Source organism: Pseudomonas sp. WPR_5_2, from assembly GCF_003634475.1.
Classification (GTDB): domain Bacteria; phylum Pseudomonadota; class Gammaproteobacteria; order Pseudomonadales; family Pseudomonadaceae; genus Aquipseudomonas; species Aquipseudomonas izuensis.
The window spans coordinates 1,677,330-1,694,108 of the sequence record NZ_RBLA01000001.1 but is presented as its reverse complement, the minus strand read 5'-3'; the positions used below and the strand labels follow the sequence as shown (position 1 = coordinate 1,694,108).

The window sequence follows — 16,779 nt, the reverse complement described above, 5'->3', positions numbered from 1 at the left end:
GCCGCGCATCAGCACGGCATGTTCAAGCGCCGGTGCATCGAGTGCTTTTGAACGCGGGGGTTCGGCAGGCGACTGCCGGCCTCCTGCTTTCATCCCCTGGTTCTGGACGAATCCGGATGTGCCCATTTAGGATGAGCCGCTGCTTTGACTCCTGAGGTACCTCCCGTGGTCCGCCTGCCAGTTTTTTTTCCAACACCGGACATCGCCGGATGTCTTCGTCGCGACCTCGCGATCATTTCTTTCGAAAACCTGACCCTATGACCAATCCAGAAGGGCGTCTTGCGGCGCTACTCGAACAGATCACTGGCGGCCGTTCTGCCGAGGCCTTGCCCGAACTCGATCAATTGCTGAGCCAGCAGCCGGAACATCCTGCCCTGCTTGGGCTCAAGGCCGAAGCCTTGCGCTTGACCGGGAGCTTTGTCGAAGCCGTGGCGGTGTTCAAGCAAGCGGCCGAGAAGGGCGCCGGCGTGCGCAACTGGCTGGCCGCCGGCGTATTGCTGGCCGCCATGCGCAGCACTGACGACGCCTTGCAGTGCCTGCTCAAGGCCCAGGAAGAGGTCCCCGACAGCGATGAAGTGCTGGACGCGCTGATCACCACGTACTTCAACGCCAACCGCCAGCAGGAAGGCATCGAGTTTGCCCGCCGCCAATTGACGGTCAGTTCCAACCCAAGGCTGTTGACCCACGCAGCCCTGCTCCTGCAAAGCAATGACCTTTACGCAGAGTCCTCGGGCGCCTTCAAGAAAATCATTGAGCTGGCGCCCGAAGACCCTGCGGTGGTCGGTGCGGCCCTGGTGCCCGCGCGCTTCACCTGCGAGTGGGAATGGGTCGAGGCGCTGCAGCAAAAGATCGGTGCCTGGTACGATCAGGGCGTATTCGATGCGCCTCAGGAATACCCGCTGACACACCTGACCTGGTGCCCGGACGAAGCGCGTAACCTCGGCGTGACCCAGGCCTATGTCAAGCGCATGGTGCCGGCGGCCGAGCCTTTGCCGGTGCAGGCTGTCGCTCCACGCCAGGGCAGGCGGATTCGTGTGGGTTACGTTTCCTGCGATTTTCGCAATCACGCGACCATGCACCTGATGGCCGGGCTGTTCGAGTCCCACGACCGTGATCGCTTCGAAGTGTTTGCCTACGATTACAGTGCTTTTGATATTTCCGAGTATCGCCAGCGTTTCATCAATGGCTGTGAACATCTGGTCGCCATCCACTCCATGAGCGACCAGCAGGCCGCCGAGCGCATCGCCGCCGACCAGCTGGATATCCTCTTCGATCTGAAGCTCTACACCGGCGGTGGTCGTCCGGGCATCATGGCTTACCGACCGGCACCGCTGCAGGTGGCTTACCTGGGTTACCCGGGCAGCGCAGCGAACAACGACATCGACTACATCGTCTCGGACCGCTTCGTTACGCCTGACAGCAGCACGCCTTTTTATCCCGAAGCGTTCTGCCGCCTGCCGCACACCTACCAGTGCAACGATCGCAAACGCAGTGCCGCTGCTCAGCCGGCCAACCGCGCCGCCCACGGTCTACCGGACGACAAGGTGGTGTTCGGTGCCTTCAACCAATCCTACAAGATCGATCGCACCAGTTTTACCGTGTGGCTGCGGGTGTTGGCCGAAGTGCCGGACAGCGTGCTCTGGCTGCTGGGCCAATGCGACGAGGCGATTGCCAACCTGACCCACTATGCGCAGCTGGCCGGCGTTGATCCGCAACGCCTGATCTTCGCTCCGTTTGCCGCACCCCAGGATCACCTGGCCCGTCTGCAACTGGCCGACGCTGTCCTCGACACCCTGGTGTGCAACGGCCATACCACCACCTCCGATGCACTCTGGGCCAGTGTTCCGGTGATCACCTCCCGCGGGAAGCATTTCTCGTCGCGGGTCAGCGAGAGCCTGCTCAACGCCATGGAGCTGCCGGAGCTGGTGGGTGTTGACCATGACGACATGGTGCGCATCGCCAGGCGCATCGGCACCGATGCCGGGTATCGGGCGGCGCTGCGTACCAAAGTCGCTGCCAATCGCTTGACGACACCGCTGTTTGATACGCTGCGGTTTACCCGTAACTTCGAAACGGCGATCGAGATGATGACCCGTCAGCATCGTCGAGGCGAGAAGGGGGCCCATATCGATGTGCCGGACTGCGGGCCGGTCGAACCGCCGAGCATCGATCAAGCAAAAGTCGAGGCAGTCGCGACGCCACTGCAAGAAACCTATCCGGCCTGCCCGTTGTGCCAGGGCAGCAGTGAAGCGGTGGGGTTTGCCAACTGCACCGGGCATGAACTGTGGCATGCCGCTCTGCCGCCTTCTCTTGAGTGGATGAAATGCGCGTCATGCGGGCATGTGCATACGCGTCACCATTGGACCTCGGCGGGCGCTACCGAAGTTGCGCGCAAGGCCGACGCCAATCGGCTGGTCATTGCTGCTGATAATTACGACGCCAGGCGGACGGCCTGGGCGCCGGTGGTGGATAAGGTCGTGAATGTGTTGGGCGGCTACCGTGCAGTGCTGGGCTCGTCCCGCCAGCCAACCTGGGTGGATGCCCGCTGCGGCGACGGTTCGTTGCTCATGCTGGCGGCTGACTACGGTTTTGCCAGTGCAGGCCTGGATGCACGCCAGGAGCCTGTCGCGCGAATTCGGCAATTGGGCTTCAACGCCGTGCATGAAGACTTCATGGTCCACCTGTTCGATGCCACCTTCGATGTCATTTCGATGATGGATATGCTGGAGCATGTGGCTTATCCACGGGAGGCGCTGCTCAAGGCCGCCCAACTGCTGCGCCCGGGTGGCGTGCTGGTGCTTGGCCTACCGGATCTGAACTCTTCGAGCTGGAAAGTCATGGATGCGGCCGGCACTAATCCGTATTGGCAAGAGTTGGAAAACTTTCACCACTTCAGCCGCGAGCGCCTGATTGCCTTGCTGGCCGAGTGTCATTTCGAGGTGGTCGACATGACCATCCCGAATCGCTACAGGGCCCATATGGAACTGTACGCGCGGCGCAAATAAGCGCAGCGGTGATGCAAAACGCCCGAGGCATTGGAAATTGCCTCGGGCGTTTTTGTTTATCCGCATGCTCCAGCCACAAAAAAGCCCCTGAATCTTTCGATTCAGGGGCTTTTCGGTATTGCTGTCTGGCTCCACGACCTGGACTCGAACCAGGGACCCAGTGATTAACAGTCACTTGCTCTACCAACTGAGCTATCGCGGAATGGCGCCTATGTTACTGATTCAAAAAGAGAAGTCAAGCATGTGATTGCAAATTGACGGATTCAATGGGACAGACGGTGGTTTATCGGTGATTGGCGGTTACCAGAATCGCTTCATGGGTCTACCATGACCGCCCGGAAGTGGTTGCACGCGCTACCGGCCATTCGCCGAAAAGGTACGCGCCATGACTCACTTGACCCCTTCAATGCCTCGAATCAATGAGGTGTTCCCATGAGCATCGCTCAGATCAGCCTGCCCAAAGGTGTCGGCCCTCACGCCGAAAAGCTGTTCGATGCAATCACCCAGGCCAATACTGCTGAACAATTGAATCGCGCGGGTGGCAAGGCCGAAGGGTTTGTCCTGGGTCTTGAAAGCACCAAGGCGATCAAGAGCCAGGTCGCTGAATCGCTCTATGTCGCGTTTGACGATGCCGCCAGCCAGCGCGCGACCGAACTGGCTTAACCGCCGAAGGTGATCGTACCGAGCATCAGCTTGGCGTACAGCGCAGTGGCGCCCAGTTGCACCAGCCACAAGGCCAGCCCGCCGAGAAACACGCCGGCTGCGACTTGCATCACCAGGTTATTGCCGCGTTTGGCCGGGGTGCGGGGGATGAAGTCATCCAGGTCGTCGCGGTCACCGCGATCAGCGCGTAGGTCATCGATTTTCATGTCGTTCTCGTCAGAGTCGGGGTGTACATAAAACCTGTAGGAGCGAGCCCGCTCGCGAAAGCGTCAATTCGGTCAATGATGTGTTGAGTTCATTACCGCATTCGCGAGCAGGCTCGCTCCCACATTTAATTTATGTGCAGTTTAGAGGTCTCGGTCAGTCCATCGGGAATTATCTGCAGCCATAAAAAACGGGAAGCCCAAAGGCTTCCCGTTTTTCGTCTCACGATGCGGTTCAGATCACCTGAACGATCGCATCCGTTACAACCTTGATGTTGCTCTGGTTCAGCGCAGCCACGCAGATGCGGCCGGTGTCCAGGGCGTAGATGCCGAATTCGTTGCGCAGGCGGTGAACCTGTTCGACGCTCAGGCCGGAGTAGGAGAACATGCCGCACTGACGTCCGACGAAGCTGAAATCGCGCTGCGGGGCGTTTTGCGCCAGCAGGTCGACCATCTGGGTACGCATGCCCTTAATACGCAGGCGCATTTCGGCCAGTTCGGCTTCCCACTGGGCGCGCAGTTCCGGGCTGTTGAGTACAGCAGCGACGATGCTTGCGCCGTGGGTCGGCGGGTTGGAGTAGTTGGTGCGGATCACGCGCTTGACTTGCGACAGTACGCGCGCGCTTTCTTCTTTCGATTCGCTGACGATCGACAGTGCGCCAACGCGCTCGCCGTACAGCGAGAACGACTTGGAGAACGAGCTGGAGACGAAGAAGGTCAGGCCCGATTCAGCGAACAGGCGCACGGCAGCGGCGTCTTCGTCGATACCATCGCCAAAGCCCTGGTAGGCCATGTCGAGGAACGGTACGTGACCTTTGGCTTTCACGACTTCCAGTACGTTTTTCCAGTCCGCCGGGCTCAGGTCGACGCCAGTCGGGTTGTGGCAGCAGGCGTGCAGCACAACGATCGAACCGTTTGGCAGGGCGTTCAGGTCTTCCAGCAGGCCAGCGCGGTTCACGTCGTGGGTCGCCGCGTCGTAGTAGCGGTAGTTCTGCACCGGGAAGCCGGCGGTTTCGAACAGTGCGCGGTGGTTTTCCCAGCTCGGGTCGCTGATCGCCACGACGGCGTTCGGCAGCAGTTGCTTGAGGAAGTCGGCACCGATTTTCAGGGCGCCGGTACCGCCAACGGCCTGGGTGGTAATAACGCGGCCGGCGGCGATCAGCGGCGAGTCATTGCCGAACAGCAACTTTTGCACGGCCTGGTCGTAGGCAGCGATGCCGTCGATGGGCAGGTAGCCACGGGAAGCGTGTTGAGCGACGCGAATCGTCTCGGCTTCGACAACGGCGCGCAGGAGTGGAATTCGCCCCTCCTCATTGCAGTAAACACCAACCCCCAGGTTGACTTTGTCAGTACGGGTATCGGCGTTGAATGCTTCGTTGAGGCCCAGGATTGGATCGCGTGGTGCCATTTCGACAGCGGAGAACAGGCTCATTTTTGCGGCGGCTCTGATAGGGGAGTGGACGGACGTGTCGCGCTCCAGCCGAATGCACTAGAGCGGTGCACAAACGGGGAGCTAGTATAGAGGCCATCTGCAATCGATGGCGACAGACGATTCGGGTTTTGAGGTAAGTTTTTCGGATTATTTTTCGACCGTTAGTCGATTGACTGCGTCAAAGACTGCAAGGGATGTAGGACGTTTGCCTTGAAAGCGCGGGCAATCGACACCACATTGAGCACAATCAAGTTTTTTCCTCGGGCGACGTGTGTCGTTTGCGGCCTTTCTCGTTCCTGCCGGTTTGACTGTGCAGGTGCGATTCCCTGCTCCGAGAACCGAGAGGTATACATGTCTGAATTTCAGCTCGTCACCCGCTTCGAGCCTGCCGGCGATCAGCCGGAAGCTATTCGCCTGATGGTCGAGGGCATCGAAGCCGGGCTGGCGCACCAGACGCTGCTCGGTGTGACCGGCTCGGGCAAGACCTTCAGCATCGCCAACGTGATCGCGCAAGTGCAGCGCCCGACACTGGTGCTGGCGCCGAACAAGACCCTGGCCGCGCAATTGTATGGCGAGTTCAAGTCGTTCTTTCCGAACAACGCGGTGGAGTATTTCGTTTCCTATTACGACTACTACCAGCCCGAAGCCTACGTTCCGTCTTCCGACACCTTCATTGAGAAAGATGCCTCGATCAACGACCACATCGAGCAGATGCGCCTGTCCGCGACCAAGGCGCTGCTGGAGCGCAAGGACGCGATCATCGTCACCACGGTGTCGTGCATCTACGGTCTGGGCAGTCCGGAAACCTATTTGAAGATGGTTTTGCACGTGGATCGCGGCGACAAGCTCGATCAGCGTGAGTTGCTGCGGCGTCTGGCCGACCTGCAGTACACCCGCAACGACATGGAGTTCGCCCGCGCGACCTTCCGCGTGCGGGGCGATGTGATTGACATCCATCCGGCGGAATCCGATTTTGAAGCGATCCGCATCGAGCTGTTTGACGACGAAGTGGAAAGCCTCTCGGCATTCGATCCACTGACCGGCGAAGTCATCCGCAAGCTGCCGCGTTTCACCTTCTACCCCAAGAGCCACTACGTGACGCCGCGGGAAACCCTGATGGGCGCCGTCGAGGGGATCAAGGTCGAATTGCAGGAGCGCCTGGAATACCTGCGTTCCAACAACAAACTGGTGGAAGCCCAGCGTCTGGAGCAACGCACCCGTTTCGACCTGGAGATGATCCTCGAACTGGGCTATTGCAACGGTATCGAAAACTACTCGCGCTACCTGTCCGGGCGCGAAGCCGGGGCGCCGCCACCGACCCTGTACGACTACCTGCCGGCCGACGCCTTGCTGGTGATCGACGAATCCCACGTCAGCGTGCCGCAGGTCGGCGCCATGTACAAAGGTGACCGCTCGCGTAAAGAAACCCTGGTGGAATACGGTTTCCGCCTGCCTTCAGCGCTGGATAACCGGCCGATGCGTTTCGACGAATGGGAAAGTATCAGCCCGCAGACGATCTTCGTCTCGGCGACACCGGGCAACTATGAAGCCGAGCACGCCGGGCGCGTGGTTGAGCAGGTGGTGCGGCCGACCGGCCTGGTGGACCCGCAAGTGGAAATCCGCCCGGCACTGACCCAGGTCGACGATTTGTTGTCGGAAATCAGCAAGCGCGTGGCGGTAGAGGAGCGGGTGCTGGTCACCACGCTGACCAAGCGCATGGCCGAAGACCTGACCGATTACCTGGCCGACCACGGCGTACGCGTGCGCTACCTGCACTCGGACATCGACACCGTCGAACGGGTTGAAATCATCCGCGATCTGCGCCTCGGCACCTTCGATGTGCTGGTGGGGATCAACTTGCTGCGCGAAGGCCTGGACATGCCGGAAGTGTCGTTGGTGGCCATCCTCGATGCCGACAAGGAAGGCTTCCTGCGCTCCGAGCGCTCGCTGATCCAGACCATCGGCCGGGCGGCGCGTAACCTCAACGGTCGGGCGATTCTGTATGCCGATCGCATCACCGGCTCCATGGAGCGGGCGATTGGCGAAACCGAGCGTCGTCGCGACAAGCAGATCGCCTTCAACCTCGCCAACGGCATCACGCCAAAAGGGGTGTTCAAGGACGTTGCCGACATCATGGAAGGCGCCACCGTGCCGGGTTCGCGCAGCAAGAAGCGCAAGGGCATGGCCAAGGCGGCCGAGGAAAACGCCAGGTACGAAGCCGAACTGCGCTCGCCGGGCGAGGTCGCCAAGCGCATCAAGGCGCTGGAAGAGAAGATGTATCAGCTCGCCCGAGATCTGGAGTTCGAAGCTGCGGCGCAGATGCGCGACGAAATTACCAAGTTGCGGGAGCGGTTGATTACGGTTTGATCTCTAGCGTCTGATCGGGCCTCTTCGCTGGCAAGCCAGCTCCCACAGGGTTATTGGTTGTTCACACATTTTGTGCTCGACGCCAATCACTGTGGGAGCGGCTTGCCCGCGATGAGGCCGGTGCAGGCGCTACAGAATCAATGGGCTTCCCCAGCCTTCAACCCCGCCGGCAGCTTTTTGGTCAACAACACCGCCAACATGCTGATCCCCAACGCAATCCCGACAAAGTGAAACGCATCGTTGTAGGCCATGATCGACGCCTGCTGGTGGGCTATTTCGCTGAGTTTGCCCAGTGCCGCCGTTTCGTTGCCCAGTGTATTGGTCAGCGACGCCAGGCGTTCGGCCACCTGCGGGTTGCTCGGCACAATGGACTCGCGCAAATAGTCGAAGTAAACCTTGGTTCGCGCATCCAGCAGGGTAGCGAGGAGGGCAATGCCAATCGCGCCGCCGAGGTTGCGCAGGATGTTGAACAGACTCGATGCCGACCCCGCATCCTTCGGCAGGATGTACGAAGTCGCGATCAATGAGATGGTGACCATGATCAGTGGCTGTCCCAGCGCGCGGATGATCTGGATCTGATTGAACTGCGGTCCGGCGAAGTCCGGGTTCAGCACGCCTGAGGAAAAACTCGCCAGGCCAAACAGGCCGAAGCCAATCGTGCACAGCCATTTGGGCGAGACAACCTTCATCAACTTGGGTACCAGCGGAATCAAGAACAGCTGTGGCACGCCCATCCACATGATTACTTCACCGATCTGCAGGGCGTTGTAGTTCTGGATCTGCGCCAGGTACAGCGGCAACAGATAAATCGAGCCATACAGGCCGACCCCCATGCCGACGCTGGAAATGCTCGACAGGCCGAAATTGCGATTGCCCAGGATGCCGAGGTTGATCAGCGGATTGGGCTTGGAAAACTGCACGATGACAAACGTGATCAGGCTGATCAGCGCAATGCTGCCGAGGGTCACGATCAGGTCGGATTCGAGCCAGTCCTTGCGATGGCCTTCTTCCAGGAATACCTGCAGGCAACCCAGGCCGACGCCGAGGGTGACAATCCCGGCGTAGTCGGTGCTTTTCAGCAATTCCCAGTGCGCTTCTTTCTTCTCCAGGCCGTACATCAGGCCGGCGATCATGATCAGGCCGGGCGGAATGTTGATGTAGAAAATGTATTCCCAGCCCCAATTTTCAGTCAGCCAGCCGCCCAGAGTCGGTCCGATGGACGGGGCGAAGGTCGCGGTCATGGCGAACATGGCCATGCCTTTGGCGCGATGATGCTCGGGCAGTTTGATCAGTGTCAGGGTGAACGCCAGCGGAATCAGCGCCCCGCCGGTAAAACCCTGGAGTGCGCGAAAAACGATCATGCTTTCCAGGCTCCAGGCCATGGAACACAGCAGCGAGGCGACGAGAAAACCGAGGGACACCCACACCGCCAGGCGTCGCGCCGAGAGCAACTGCACTAGCCAGGCAGTCAGCGGGATCATGATGATTTCCGCCACCAGGTAGGAGGTGGAAATCCACGAGCCTTCTTCCAGGGTGGCTGACAGCGCGCCCTGAATATCCTTGAGTGAGGAGTTGGTGATCTGGATGTCGAGAACGGCCATGAAGGCGCCGAGCATCACGCTCATCACCGCGATCCAGTCCCGGCGGGTCGGTTCCCCGACCGGTCGGATCAGTTGATCACCGGCCATCGTCAGGGGTGTCTTTGCTGCTTACCTTGGGTGTGACGGCGTCAGGCGCGTCCTTGATGTTCACTTTGGCAGTGACCGACATGCCCGGCCGGATCTTGCCACGCAGTGGATTGTCGGCGGCGAAGGTCAGTTTTACCGGTATCCGTTGCACGACTTTGGTGAAGTTGCCCGTGGCATTGTCCGGCGGCAACAGGCTGAACTGCGCGCCCGAGGCGGCGAACAGGCTGTCGACCCTGGCTTCGATCGGCGTATCGCCGTAGGCGTCAAAGATCAGTTCGGCTTTCTGGCCGGGCTGCATGTGGCCGATCTGCGTTTCCTTGAAGTTGGCCTGAATCCAGATGTCTTCATCGGGCACGATCGACAGCAAATAGGCACCGGCCTGCACGTATTGACCTTCGCGGGCCGCGCGCTGGCCGATCAGGCCGCTGATAGGCGCATGGATCTCGCTGCGAGTGAGGTTCAGTTCGGCCTGGGCCAGATCCGCCTTGGCATTGGCGATCTGCGCGTCGAGGCGTTTGATCTCGGCGCTCAGCGCGTTCACTTGCTGGCGCTGACCCTGGGCGTCCGCCTGGGCTTTGCTCAGTTGTGAGCGGGCGATATGGGATTCGGCGGAGAGGGTGGTGACCCGTTCTTCCGACACGTAACCGGGTTTGCGCAAGGTCTCGGCCCGGTTCAAATCAATCTGCGTACGGCCCAGGCTGGCCTGGCTGGAGGCTACCTGCGCATCGCTGGCGGCAATCAGGCTGGCCTGTTGGGTCAGTTTGCTCTGGGCTTGCAGGCGTTCGGCCTGGCGGGTGGCGAGGGTGGCGCTGGCGCGGTCGACGGCGAGGCGGAAATCGTCACCCTCGAGTCTGATCAGCAGCTGGCCTTTTTCGACGTGCTGGTTGTCCTGTACCAGTACCTGGTCGATGCGCGCGCCCAGCTGGCTGGACACGCGGGTGATCTCGCCCTGGACATACGCGTTGTCAGTGCTTTCATAAAAACGTCCCTTGAAGAACCAATGGGCAAAAAAGCCCCCGGCAATGAGCAGGACGATCAGCAGGAAAATGGACAGGCGACGCTTGAGTTGGGCAGGCATGGGGCAAACTGTAGTCGAGAATATATAAGGAAAGTTACCAGCAGGTGAATCTGGCATACAGCTGATAAACGGTAAATGCCATCGCTTGATATTCGGCCATTCACCGCGGCATACGGGCGTTACAGACGCAAACTTGGCTTAAATGCCCTGTTCACTGGAGCGGGGTGGGGGTCGCCTGTTACCATTCGCGGCTTGATTGTTCTTTGCTTTTCATTCTTTTCGAGACATGCCATGACCACCGTCCGCACTCGCATCGCGCCATCGCCTACCGGGGACCCCCACGTAGGTACCGCCTACATCGCCTTGTTCAACTACTGCTTTGCCAAGCAGCACGGCGGTGAGTTCATCCTGCGGATCGAAGACACCGACCAGTTGCGTTCGACCCGCGAGTCCGAACAGCAGATTTTCGACGCCCTGCGCTGGTTGGGCATCGACTGGAGCGAAGGCCCGGATGTTGGCGGTCCGCACGGTCCGTATCGTCAAAGCGAGCGCGGCGATATCTATCAGAAGTATTGCCAGCAATTGGTCGACCTGGGTCATGCCTTCCCGTGCTTCTGCACCGCTGAAGAGCTGGACCAGATGCGCGCCGAACAAATGGCCCGCGGCGAAACTCCGCGCTACGACGGTCGCGCGCTGCTGCTGTCCAAGGAAGAGGTTGCGCGCCGCCTCGCCGCTGGCGAACCGCACGTGATCCGCATGAAGGTGCCGAGCGAAGGCGTCTGCGTGGTTCCGGACATGCTGCGTGGCGATGTTGAAATCCCGTGGGATCGCATGGACATGCAAGTCCTGATGAAGACCGACGGCCTGCCGACGTACTTCCTGGCCAACGTGGTCGATGATCACCTGATGGGCATCACCCACGTGCTGCGTGGCGAAGAGTGGCTGCCATCGGCGCCGAAACTGATCCTCCTGTACGAATACTTCGGTTGGGAACAGCCGGAGCTGTGCTACATGCCGCTGCTGCGTAATCCGGACAAGAGCAAGCTGTCCAAGCGCAAGAACCCGACCTCGGTGACCTTCTACGAGCGCATGGGCTTCATGCCGGAAGCCATGCTGAACTATCTGGGGCGCATGGGCTGGTCGATGCCTGATGAGCGGGAGAAGTTCTCGCTGCAGGAAATGGTCGACAACTTCGACCTGAGTCGCGTTTCTCTGGGTGGGCCGATTTTCGACATCGAGAAATTGTCGTGGCTCAACGGCCAGTGGCTGCGTGACCTGCCGGTGGAAGAATTCGCCGCACGCGTGCAGAAGTGGGCATTCAACTCCGAATACATGATGAAGATCGCGCCGCACGTACAGGGTCGCGTTGAAACCTTCAGCCAGGTCGCACCGCTGGCCGGCTTCTTCTTTGCTGGTGGAGTTAACCCGGACGCCAAGCTGTTCGAATCGAAGAAGCTCTCGGGCGATCAGGTTCGTCAATTGATGCAGTTGATCCTCTGGAAGCTCGAAAGCCTGCGTCAGTGGGAGAAGGACAGTATTACGGCGACGATTCAGGCGGTGGTCGAATCCCTGGAACTGAAGCTGCGCGATGCCATGCCACTGATGTTCGCGGCGATCACTGGCCAGGCGAGCTCGGTGTCGGTGCTTGATGCGATGGAGATTCTCGGGCCGGACCTGACCCGTTTCCGCTTGCGCCAGGCGATTGATCTGCTGGGCGGCGTGTCGAAGAAAGAAAACAAAGAGTGGGAAAAGCTGTTGGGCGCGATCGCCTGATCCTGCGCACCTGACCTTGTAGGAGCCAGCTTGCCGGCGAAGGCGACCTTGATGCTTGCATCGATCTTGCGGGCCTCTTCGCCGGCAAGCCAGCTTCTACAGTTGGAAAACCCCGGATTTGCGGGGGGAGGGTGGTAAGTGGTTGTTATGTCGGCAAAAAATTTCAAATATTTTGAAAAATAAGTTTGACAGCCTTTCGATACACCCTTAAGATTCGCCCCGTCCTCAGCGATGACATCAACGATGAGGGGCTATAGCTCAGCTGGGAGAGCGCTTGCATGGCATGCAAGAGGTCGACGGTTCGATCCCGTCTAGCTCCACCAATTTACACTTCAAGGTCTGGCCACACCGGCCTTGAAGCGATCAACACTCAGCGTTGATCAGTTGTATAGAAGGGTTTGCGTCCCCTTCGTCTAGTGGCCTAGGACACCGCCCTTTCACGGCGGTAACAGGGGTTCGAGTCCCCTAGGGGACGCCAGTTTTACAGAAGCGATGTTGCACGATGTCGCTCCGCCGCGAGGCGAAAAATCCGGGGCTATAGCTCAGCTGGGAGAGCGCTTGCATGGCATGCAAGAGGTCGACGGTTCGATCCCGTCTAGCTCCACCAATTTTACAGTTCAAGGTCTGGCCACACCGGCCTTGAATCGATCAGCTCTCAGCACTGATCAGTTGTATAGAAGGTTTGTGTCCCCTTCGTCTAGTGGCCTAGGACACCGCCCTTTCACGGCGGTAACAGGGGTTCGAGTCCCCTAGGGGACGCCACGATTACCCGCTCTGCGGGATTTTATAAGGGTCATTCAATTATTGAATGGCCCTTTTGTTTGTCTGGCGTTTGGCCAAATCTCCCTCTCTCTTTCACACTGTTCTTCAGACCAGCGGTCACATCCACGACTTGCAGAAAATTATTATGAGAATAATATTCTAGTCGTAATATTCGGAGGCATCGATGAACGATAAAAAAGCTCAAACCCGCGAACGCATCCTCAAGGCTGCCAGCGCAGCGCTGATTCAGCGCGGCCCGGCCGAGCCGAGCGTGGGCGAAGTCATGGGGGCGGCCGGCCTGACCGTCGGTGGTTTCTATGCGCACTTCGAAAGTAAGGACGCGATGATGCTGGAGGCGTTCAAGCAATTGCTGGGTCGTCGTCGCGACCTGATTGCCGACATGGACGCCGAGTTGACCGGAGAAGAGCGTCGCGCCCTGGTCGCTGCGTTCTATCTGTCGCGCAAACACCGTGATTCCAGCGAGTCTGCGTGCCCGATTCCGGCCTCGATCGGCGAGCTCGGACGTCTGCCTGAGACGTTCCGAATTGCACTGAACGAGCATTTGGAACTGATGGTCGCGCAGTTGGCGGCCAGTCCTGAAGACACCGACAAAGCCCTGGCCGATATGGCCTTGATGGTGGGCGGTCTGGCGCTGGCACGGGCGCTGGGTCCCGGTGATTTATCCGATCGATTACTGCGCGCTGCCAAGTCGGCGGTGCGTTGACCTGAAGGCAGCAGCCTGAGGAAAGAGCGATGAGCACGTTGAAGTGGGTTCGTGGCGTTAATGGCACCTTGGGTTGGTTTGCTCCGCAACTGGTCGCAAGCAAAATGCGCCTGGCGTTCATGACGCCGCGAGATTTTCCACCGCGTGATTGGGAATTACCGCTGCTGGCCAAATCCGAGCGGATCACCTTGCGTTTCGGCCTCTCGGCATTGCGTTGGGGGCAGGGACCGGCGGTGTTGCTGATGCACGGCTGGGAAGGTCGGCCCACACAATTCGCCAGCCTGATCACCGCGCTGGTCGATGCCGGTTACACCGTGGTTGCCCTCGATGGCCCGGCGCACGGTCGCTCACCGGGAACCGAGGCGAATGTCGTGTTGTTCGCCCGCGCCATGCTCGAAGCCGCCGCCGAGTTGCCACCGCTCCAGGCAGTCATCGGTCACTCCATGGGTGGCGCCAGTGCCATGCTTGCCGTGCAATTGGGCTTGCGTACCGAAACGCTGGTCAGCATCGCCGCGCCGGCACGGATCCTTGGCGTACTGCGCGGTTTCGCCCGCTATGTGCGATTGCCCCCCAAAGCCCGTTCCGCCTTCATTCGCCAGGTCGAGAAGGACGTTGGCATGCGTGCCGCCACGCTGGATGTCGCGCATTATCAACTGGACATGCCCGGGCTGATCGTTCATGCCGAGGACGACAATCAGGTGTCAGTCAAAGAGTCGCAGCTGATCCACGAGGCCTGGTTCGACAGTCGCCTGTTGCGCCTGGAGGAGGGCGGTCACCAGCGGGTCCTCGCTGATCCCCGGATGATTGAGGGTGTGTTATCACTGTTGGCCGGTCGCAGTCTGCAATCGCGCCAATCGGCCTGAGCATCCGTTACACTGCGCCGGTCGAAATCATCTGACCGGGAGTGGGGCATGGGCTGGGATCGGGCAACGCCATTTATCATTGATCTGCAAGTGGGCGCCGAGGACATCGACGGCCTGGGGCACGCCAACAATGCGGTGTACGTGACCTGGCTCGAACGCTGTGCGTGGCGCCACTCCCAGCGCCTTGGCCTGGATCTGGTCGACTACCGTCGACTGGACCGGGCGATGGCGGTGGTGCGACACGAGATCGATTACCTGGCGGCGGCCTATGAAGGTGACGAACTGCAATTGGCGACCTGGATCGTCGATTGGGATCAGCGTCTGAAAATGACCCGTCACTTCCAGTTGAAGCGCCCCAGCGATAATTCGACGTTGCTGCGTGCGCAAACCACCTTTGTCTGCATCGAACTGTCCACGGGCAAGCCCAAGCGCATGCCGGCGGAGTTCATCGAGGGCTATGGCCCGGCGTTGCTGTCGCAAAATCCGGAAGCAGCCAAGATCTAATGTGGGAGTGAGCCTGCTCGCGATAGCAGTCTGTCAGATACATTGATGTTGGATGTGCAATCGCCATCGCGAGCAGGCTCGCTCCCACAGGGGAATCTGCGATGTTCTGCAGATTCCTGCCGAAACCAGTAAACTGCCGCACGTTTTTCGTTGAGTGTGTTTTTCATGCAAATTGCCCTGGCGCCCATGGAGGGGTTGGTCGACGACATCCTGCGCGACGTGCTGACCCGAGTGGGTGGCATTGACTGGTGCGTGACCGAGTTCATTCGTGTCAATGATCAGTTGCTCACGCCTGCCTATTTCCACAAGTTCGGTCCTGAATTACTCAATGGAGCCCGCACGGCGTCCGGCGTGCCGCTGCGTGTGCAGTTGCTGGGTTCGGACCCGGTGTGCCTGGCGGAAAACGCCGCGCTGGCCTGCGAGTTGGGTTCTGAGGTCATCGACCTGAACTTCGGCTGCCCGGCCAAGACCGTGAACAAGTCCCGTGGCGGCGCGGTGCTGCTCAAGGAACCCGAGCTGCTGAACCGGATCGTCGAGCATGTCCGTCGCGCCGTTCCAGCGCATATTCCGGTGACCGCCAAGATGCGCCTGGGCTTCGACAGCCCGGACGGTTCGCTGGTGTGTGCCACGGCCCTGGCCGAAGGCGGCGCGGAGCACATCGTGGTGCACGCGCGGACCAAAACCGACGGCTACAAGCCGCCAGCGCATTGGGAGTGGATTCCCCGGGTGCAGGACGTAGTCAAGGTTCCGGTGTTTGCCAATGGCGATATCTGGAGCGTCGAAGACTGGCGCCGTTGCCGCGAGATCAGTGGCGTGGAAGACATCATGCTCGGCCGCGGCCTGGTTTCGCGCCCGGATCTGGCCCGGCAAATCGCTGCGGCGCGTGCTGGTGAGGAAGTCGTCGAAATGACGTGGGCCGAGCTGATGCCGCTGCTCCAGGACTTCTGGCTGCAAGCCAAGGCGCAGATGACGCCACGTCAATCGCCGGGTCGCCTGAAGCAATGGCTGGCGATGCTGACCCGCAATTATCCCGAGGCGGTAGAGCTGTTCACCGTCCTGCGTCGGGAGACGGAGCCGGATCAGGTTTCGCGCTTGTTGGGTTTGCAGGTGGCAGAAGCCGCCTGAGAAAAATCTGAAAAAAATCTCTTGAAAAGCAATCAGTGGTCCCTATCTAAGGGTTACGCGTTGCCGAATTCGGGTCGCGGAGACAAAAAACCTTGCTGATTGTTTTCAGGAGATTTGAATCATGACTACTGCATTTTCCCTGGCGCCTCTGTTCCGTTCCTCGGTAGGTTTCGACCGTTTCAACGACTTGTTCGAAACCGCCCTGCGCAACGAGCCAGGCAGCACCTACCCACCCTACAACGTCGAAAAACACGGTGACGATCAATACCGCATCGTCGTGGCAGCGGCCGGTTTCCAGGAAGAAGACCTGGAGCTGCAGGTCGAGAAGGGTGTACTGACCATCAGTGGCGGCAAACGTGATGCCAGCGAAGGCGTGACCTTCCTGCACCAAGGCATTGCCCAGCGTGCCTTCAAACTGTCCTTCCGTCTGGCGGACCACATCGAAATCAAGGCCGCCGGCCTCAGCAACGGTCTGTTGAGCATCGACCTGCTGCGGGTTGTTCCGGAAGAGGCCAAGGCCAAGCGCATCCCGATCAACGGGACGCAAAAACCGGCTCTGCAACACTAAGCCGAAGCAACAGGAAGGGCGCCAATGGCGCCCTTCTCTGTGGGAGCAAGGCTTGCCCGCGATGGTGATCTCAAGGACCTCATC

General features: G+C 59.8%; 13 protein-coding genes and 5 tRNA genes. 13 read left to right on the top strand and 5 right to left on the bottom strand.

The features are described from left to right. The first annotated feature begins 257 nt into the window (after window positions 1–257). Window positions 258–3,005, top strand: a complete 2,748-nt coding sequence (locus BJ917_RS07555; protein WP_158602469.1) for a methyltransferase domain-containing protein — start codon at window positions 258–260, stop codon at window positions 3,003–3,005. A 126-nt stretch (window positions 3,006–3,131) separates the two neighbouring features. On the opposite strand, the gene BJ917_RS07550 is transcribed toward BJ917_RS07555, so the two are convergent. Next, window positions 3,132–3,207, bottom strand: a tRNA-Asn gene (locus BJ917_RS07550). A gap of 230 nt (window positions 3,208–3,437) precedes the next feature. On the opposite strand from BJ917_RS07550, the gene BJ917_RS07545 reads away from it, so the two are divergent. Then, complete coding sequence (locus tag BJ917_RS07545; RefSeq protein WP_096512575.1) at window positions 3,438–3,668, top strand: hypothetical protein; 231 nt, start codon at window positions 3,438–3,440, stop codon at window positions 3,666–3,668. On the opposite strand, the gene BJ917_RS07540 is transcribed toward BJ917_RS07545, so the two are convergent. Then, window positions 3,665–3,874 carry a hypothetical protein gene (locus tag BJ917_RS07540; protein WP_096512574.1) on the bottom strand — a complete coding sequence of 70 codons (210 nt, stop codon included), beginning with the start codon at window positions 3,872–3,874 and terminating at the stop codon, window positions 3,665–3,667. The genes BJ917_RS07545 and BJ917_RS07540 overlap by 4 nt on opposite strands. Before the next feature lie 232 nt (window positions 3,875–4,106). Next, window positions 4,107–5,303 (bottom strand): amino acid aminotransferase, encoded by a 1,197-nt coding sequence (locus tag BJ917_RS07535; RefSeq protein ID WP_096512573.1) that lies wholly within the window; start codon window positions 5,301–5,303, stop codon window positions 4,107–4,109. 351 nt (window positions 5,304–5,654) lie between these two features. Between BJ917_RS07535 and uvrB the strand changes: the two genes are divergently transcribed. Further along, entirely contained in the window at window positions 5,655–7,670 is a 2,016-nt protein-coding gene (gene uvrB / locus BJ917_RS07530) for an excinuclease ABC subunit UvrB (RefSeq protein ID WP_096512572.1), read from the top strand. Between the two features lie 137 nt (window positions 7,671–7,807). Here uvrB and BJ917_RS07525 read toward each other — a convergent pair whose 3' ends face one another. Then, a complete protein-coding gene (locus tag BJ917_RS07525; RefSeq protein WP_177435571.1) occupies window positions 7,808–9,298 on the bottom strand; it encodes an MDR family MFS transporter in 1,491 nt (496 codons plus the stop codon). Window positions 9,299–9,347: 49 nt separating this feature from the next. Continuing rightward, on the bottom strand, window positions 9,348–10,436 hold the full coding sequence (locus BJ917_RS07520; protein ID WP_121102896.1) for an HlyD family secretion protein: 1,089 nt from the start codon (window positions 10,434–10,436) through the stop codon (window positions 9,348–9,350). 231 nt (window positions 10,437–10,667) lie between these two features. Between BJ917_RS07520 and gltX the strand changes: the two genes are divergently transcribed. The 10 genes from gltX to BJ917_RS07470 all read left to right on the top strand — a co-directional run bounded on the left by gltX (window position 10,668) and on the right by BJ917_RS07470 (window position 16,695). After that, window positions 10,668–12,149 carry a glutamate--tRNA ligase gene (gene gltX, locus BJ917_RS07515; RefSeq protein ID WP_121102894.1) on the top strand — a complete coding sequence of 494 codons (1,482 nt, stop codon included), beginning with the start codon at window positions 10,668–10,670 and terminating at the stop codon, window positions 12,147–12,149. 247 nt (window positions 12,150–12,396) lie between these two features. Beyond that, window positions 12,397–12,472, top strand: a tRNA-Ala gene (locus BJ917_RS07510). Window positions 12,473–12,551: 79 nt separating this feature from the next. After that, window positions 12,552–12,627: transfer RNA gene (locus BJ917_RS07505), tRNA-Glu, on the top strand. Window positions 12,628–12,680: 53 nt separating this feature from the next. Continuing rightward, window positions 12,681–12,756: transfer RNA gene (locus tag BJ917_RS07500), tRNA-Ala, on the top strand. Window positions 12,757–12,835: 79 nt separating this feature from the next. Beyond that, window positions 12,836–12,911 (top strand) — tRNA-Glu (locus tag BJ917_RS07495). A 184-nt stretch (window positions 12,912–13,095) separates the two neighbouring features. Further along, window positions 13,096–13,635, top strand: coding sequence for a TetR/AcrR family transcriptional regulator (locus tag BJ917_RS07490; RefSeq protein WP_096512568.1), 540 nt, complete (start codon window positions 13,096–13,098; stop codon window positions 13,633–13,635). 29 nt (window positions 13,636–13,664) lie between these two features. Continuing rightward, the gene (locus tag BJ917_RS07485; RefSeq protein ID WP_096512567.1) at window positions 13,665–14,498 is read left to right on the top strand and encodes an alpha/beta fold hydrolase; all 834 of its coding nucleotides are present in this window, start codon (window positions 13,665–13,667) and stop codon (window positions 14,496–14,498) included. A 48-nt stretch (window positions 14,499–14,546) separates the two neighbouring features. Next, on the top strand, window positions 14,547–15,002 hold the full coding sequence (locus BJ917_RS07480) for a thioesterase family protein (protein WP_121102891.1): 456 nt from the start codon (window positions 14,547–14,549) through the stop codon (window positions 15,000–15,002). A 165-nt stretch (window positions 15,003–15,167) separates the two neighbouring features. Further along, on the top strand, window positions 15,168–16,127 hold the full coding sequence (locus BJ917_RS07475; RefSeq protein WP_096512565.1) for a tRNA-dihydrouridine synthase: 960 nt from the start codon (window positions 15,168–15,170) through the stop codon (window positions 16,125–16,127). A gap of 121 nt (window positions 16,128–16,248) precedes the next feature. Further along, complete coding sequence (locus tag BJ917_RS07470) at window positions 16,249–16,695, top strand: Hsp20 family protein (protein ID WP_096512564.1); 447 nt, start codon at window positions 16,249–16,251, stop codon at window positions 16,693–16,695. The last annotated feature ends 84 nt before the right edge of the window (window positions 16,696–16,779 follow it).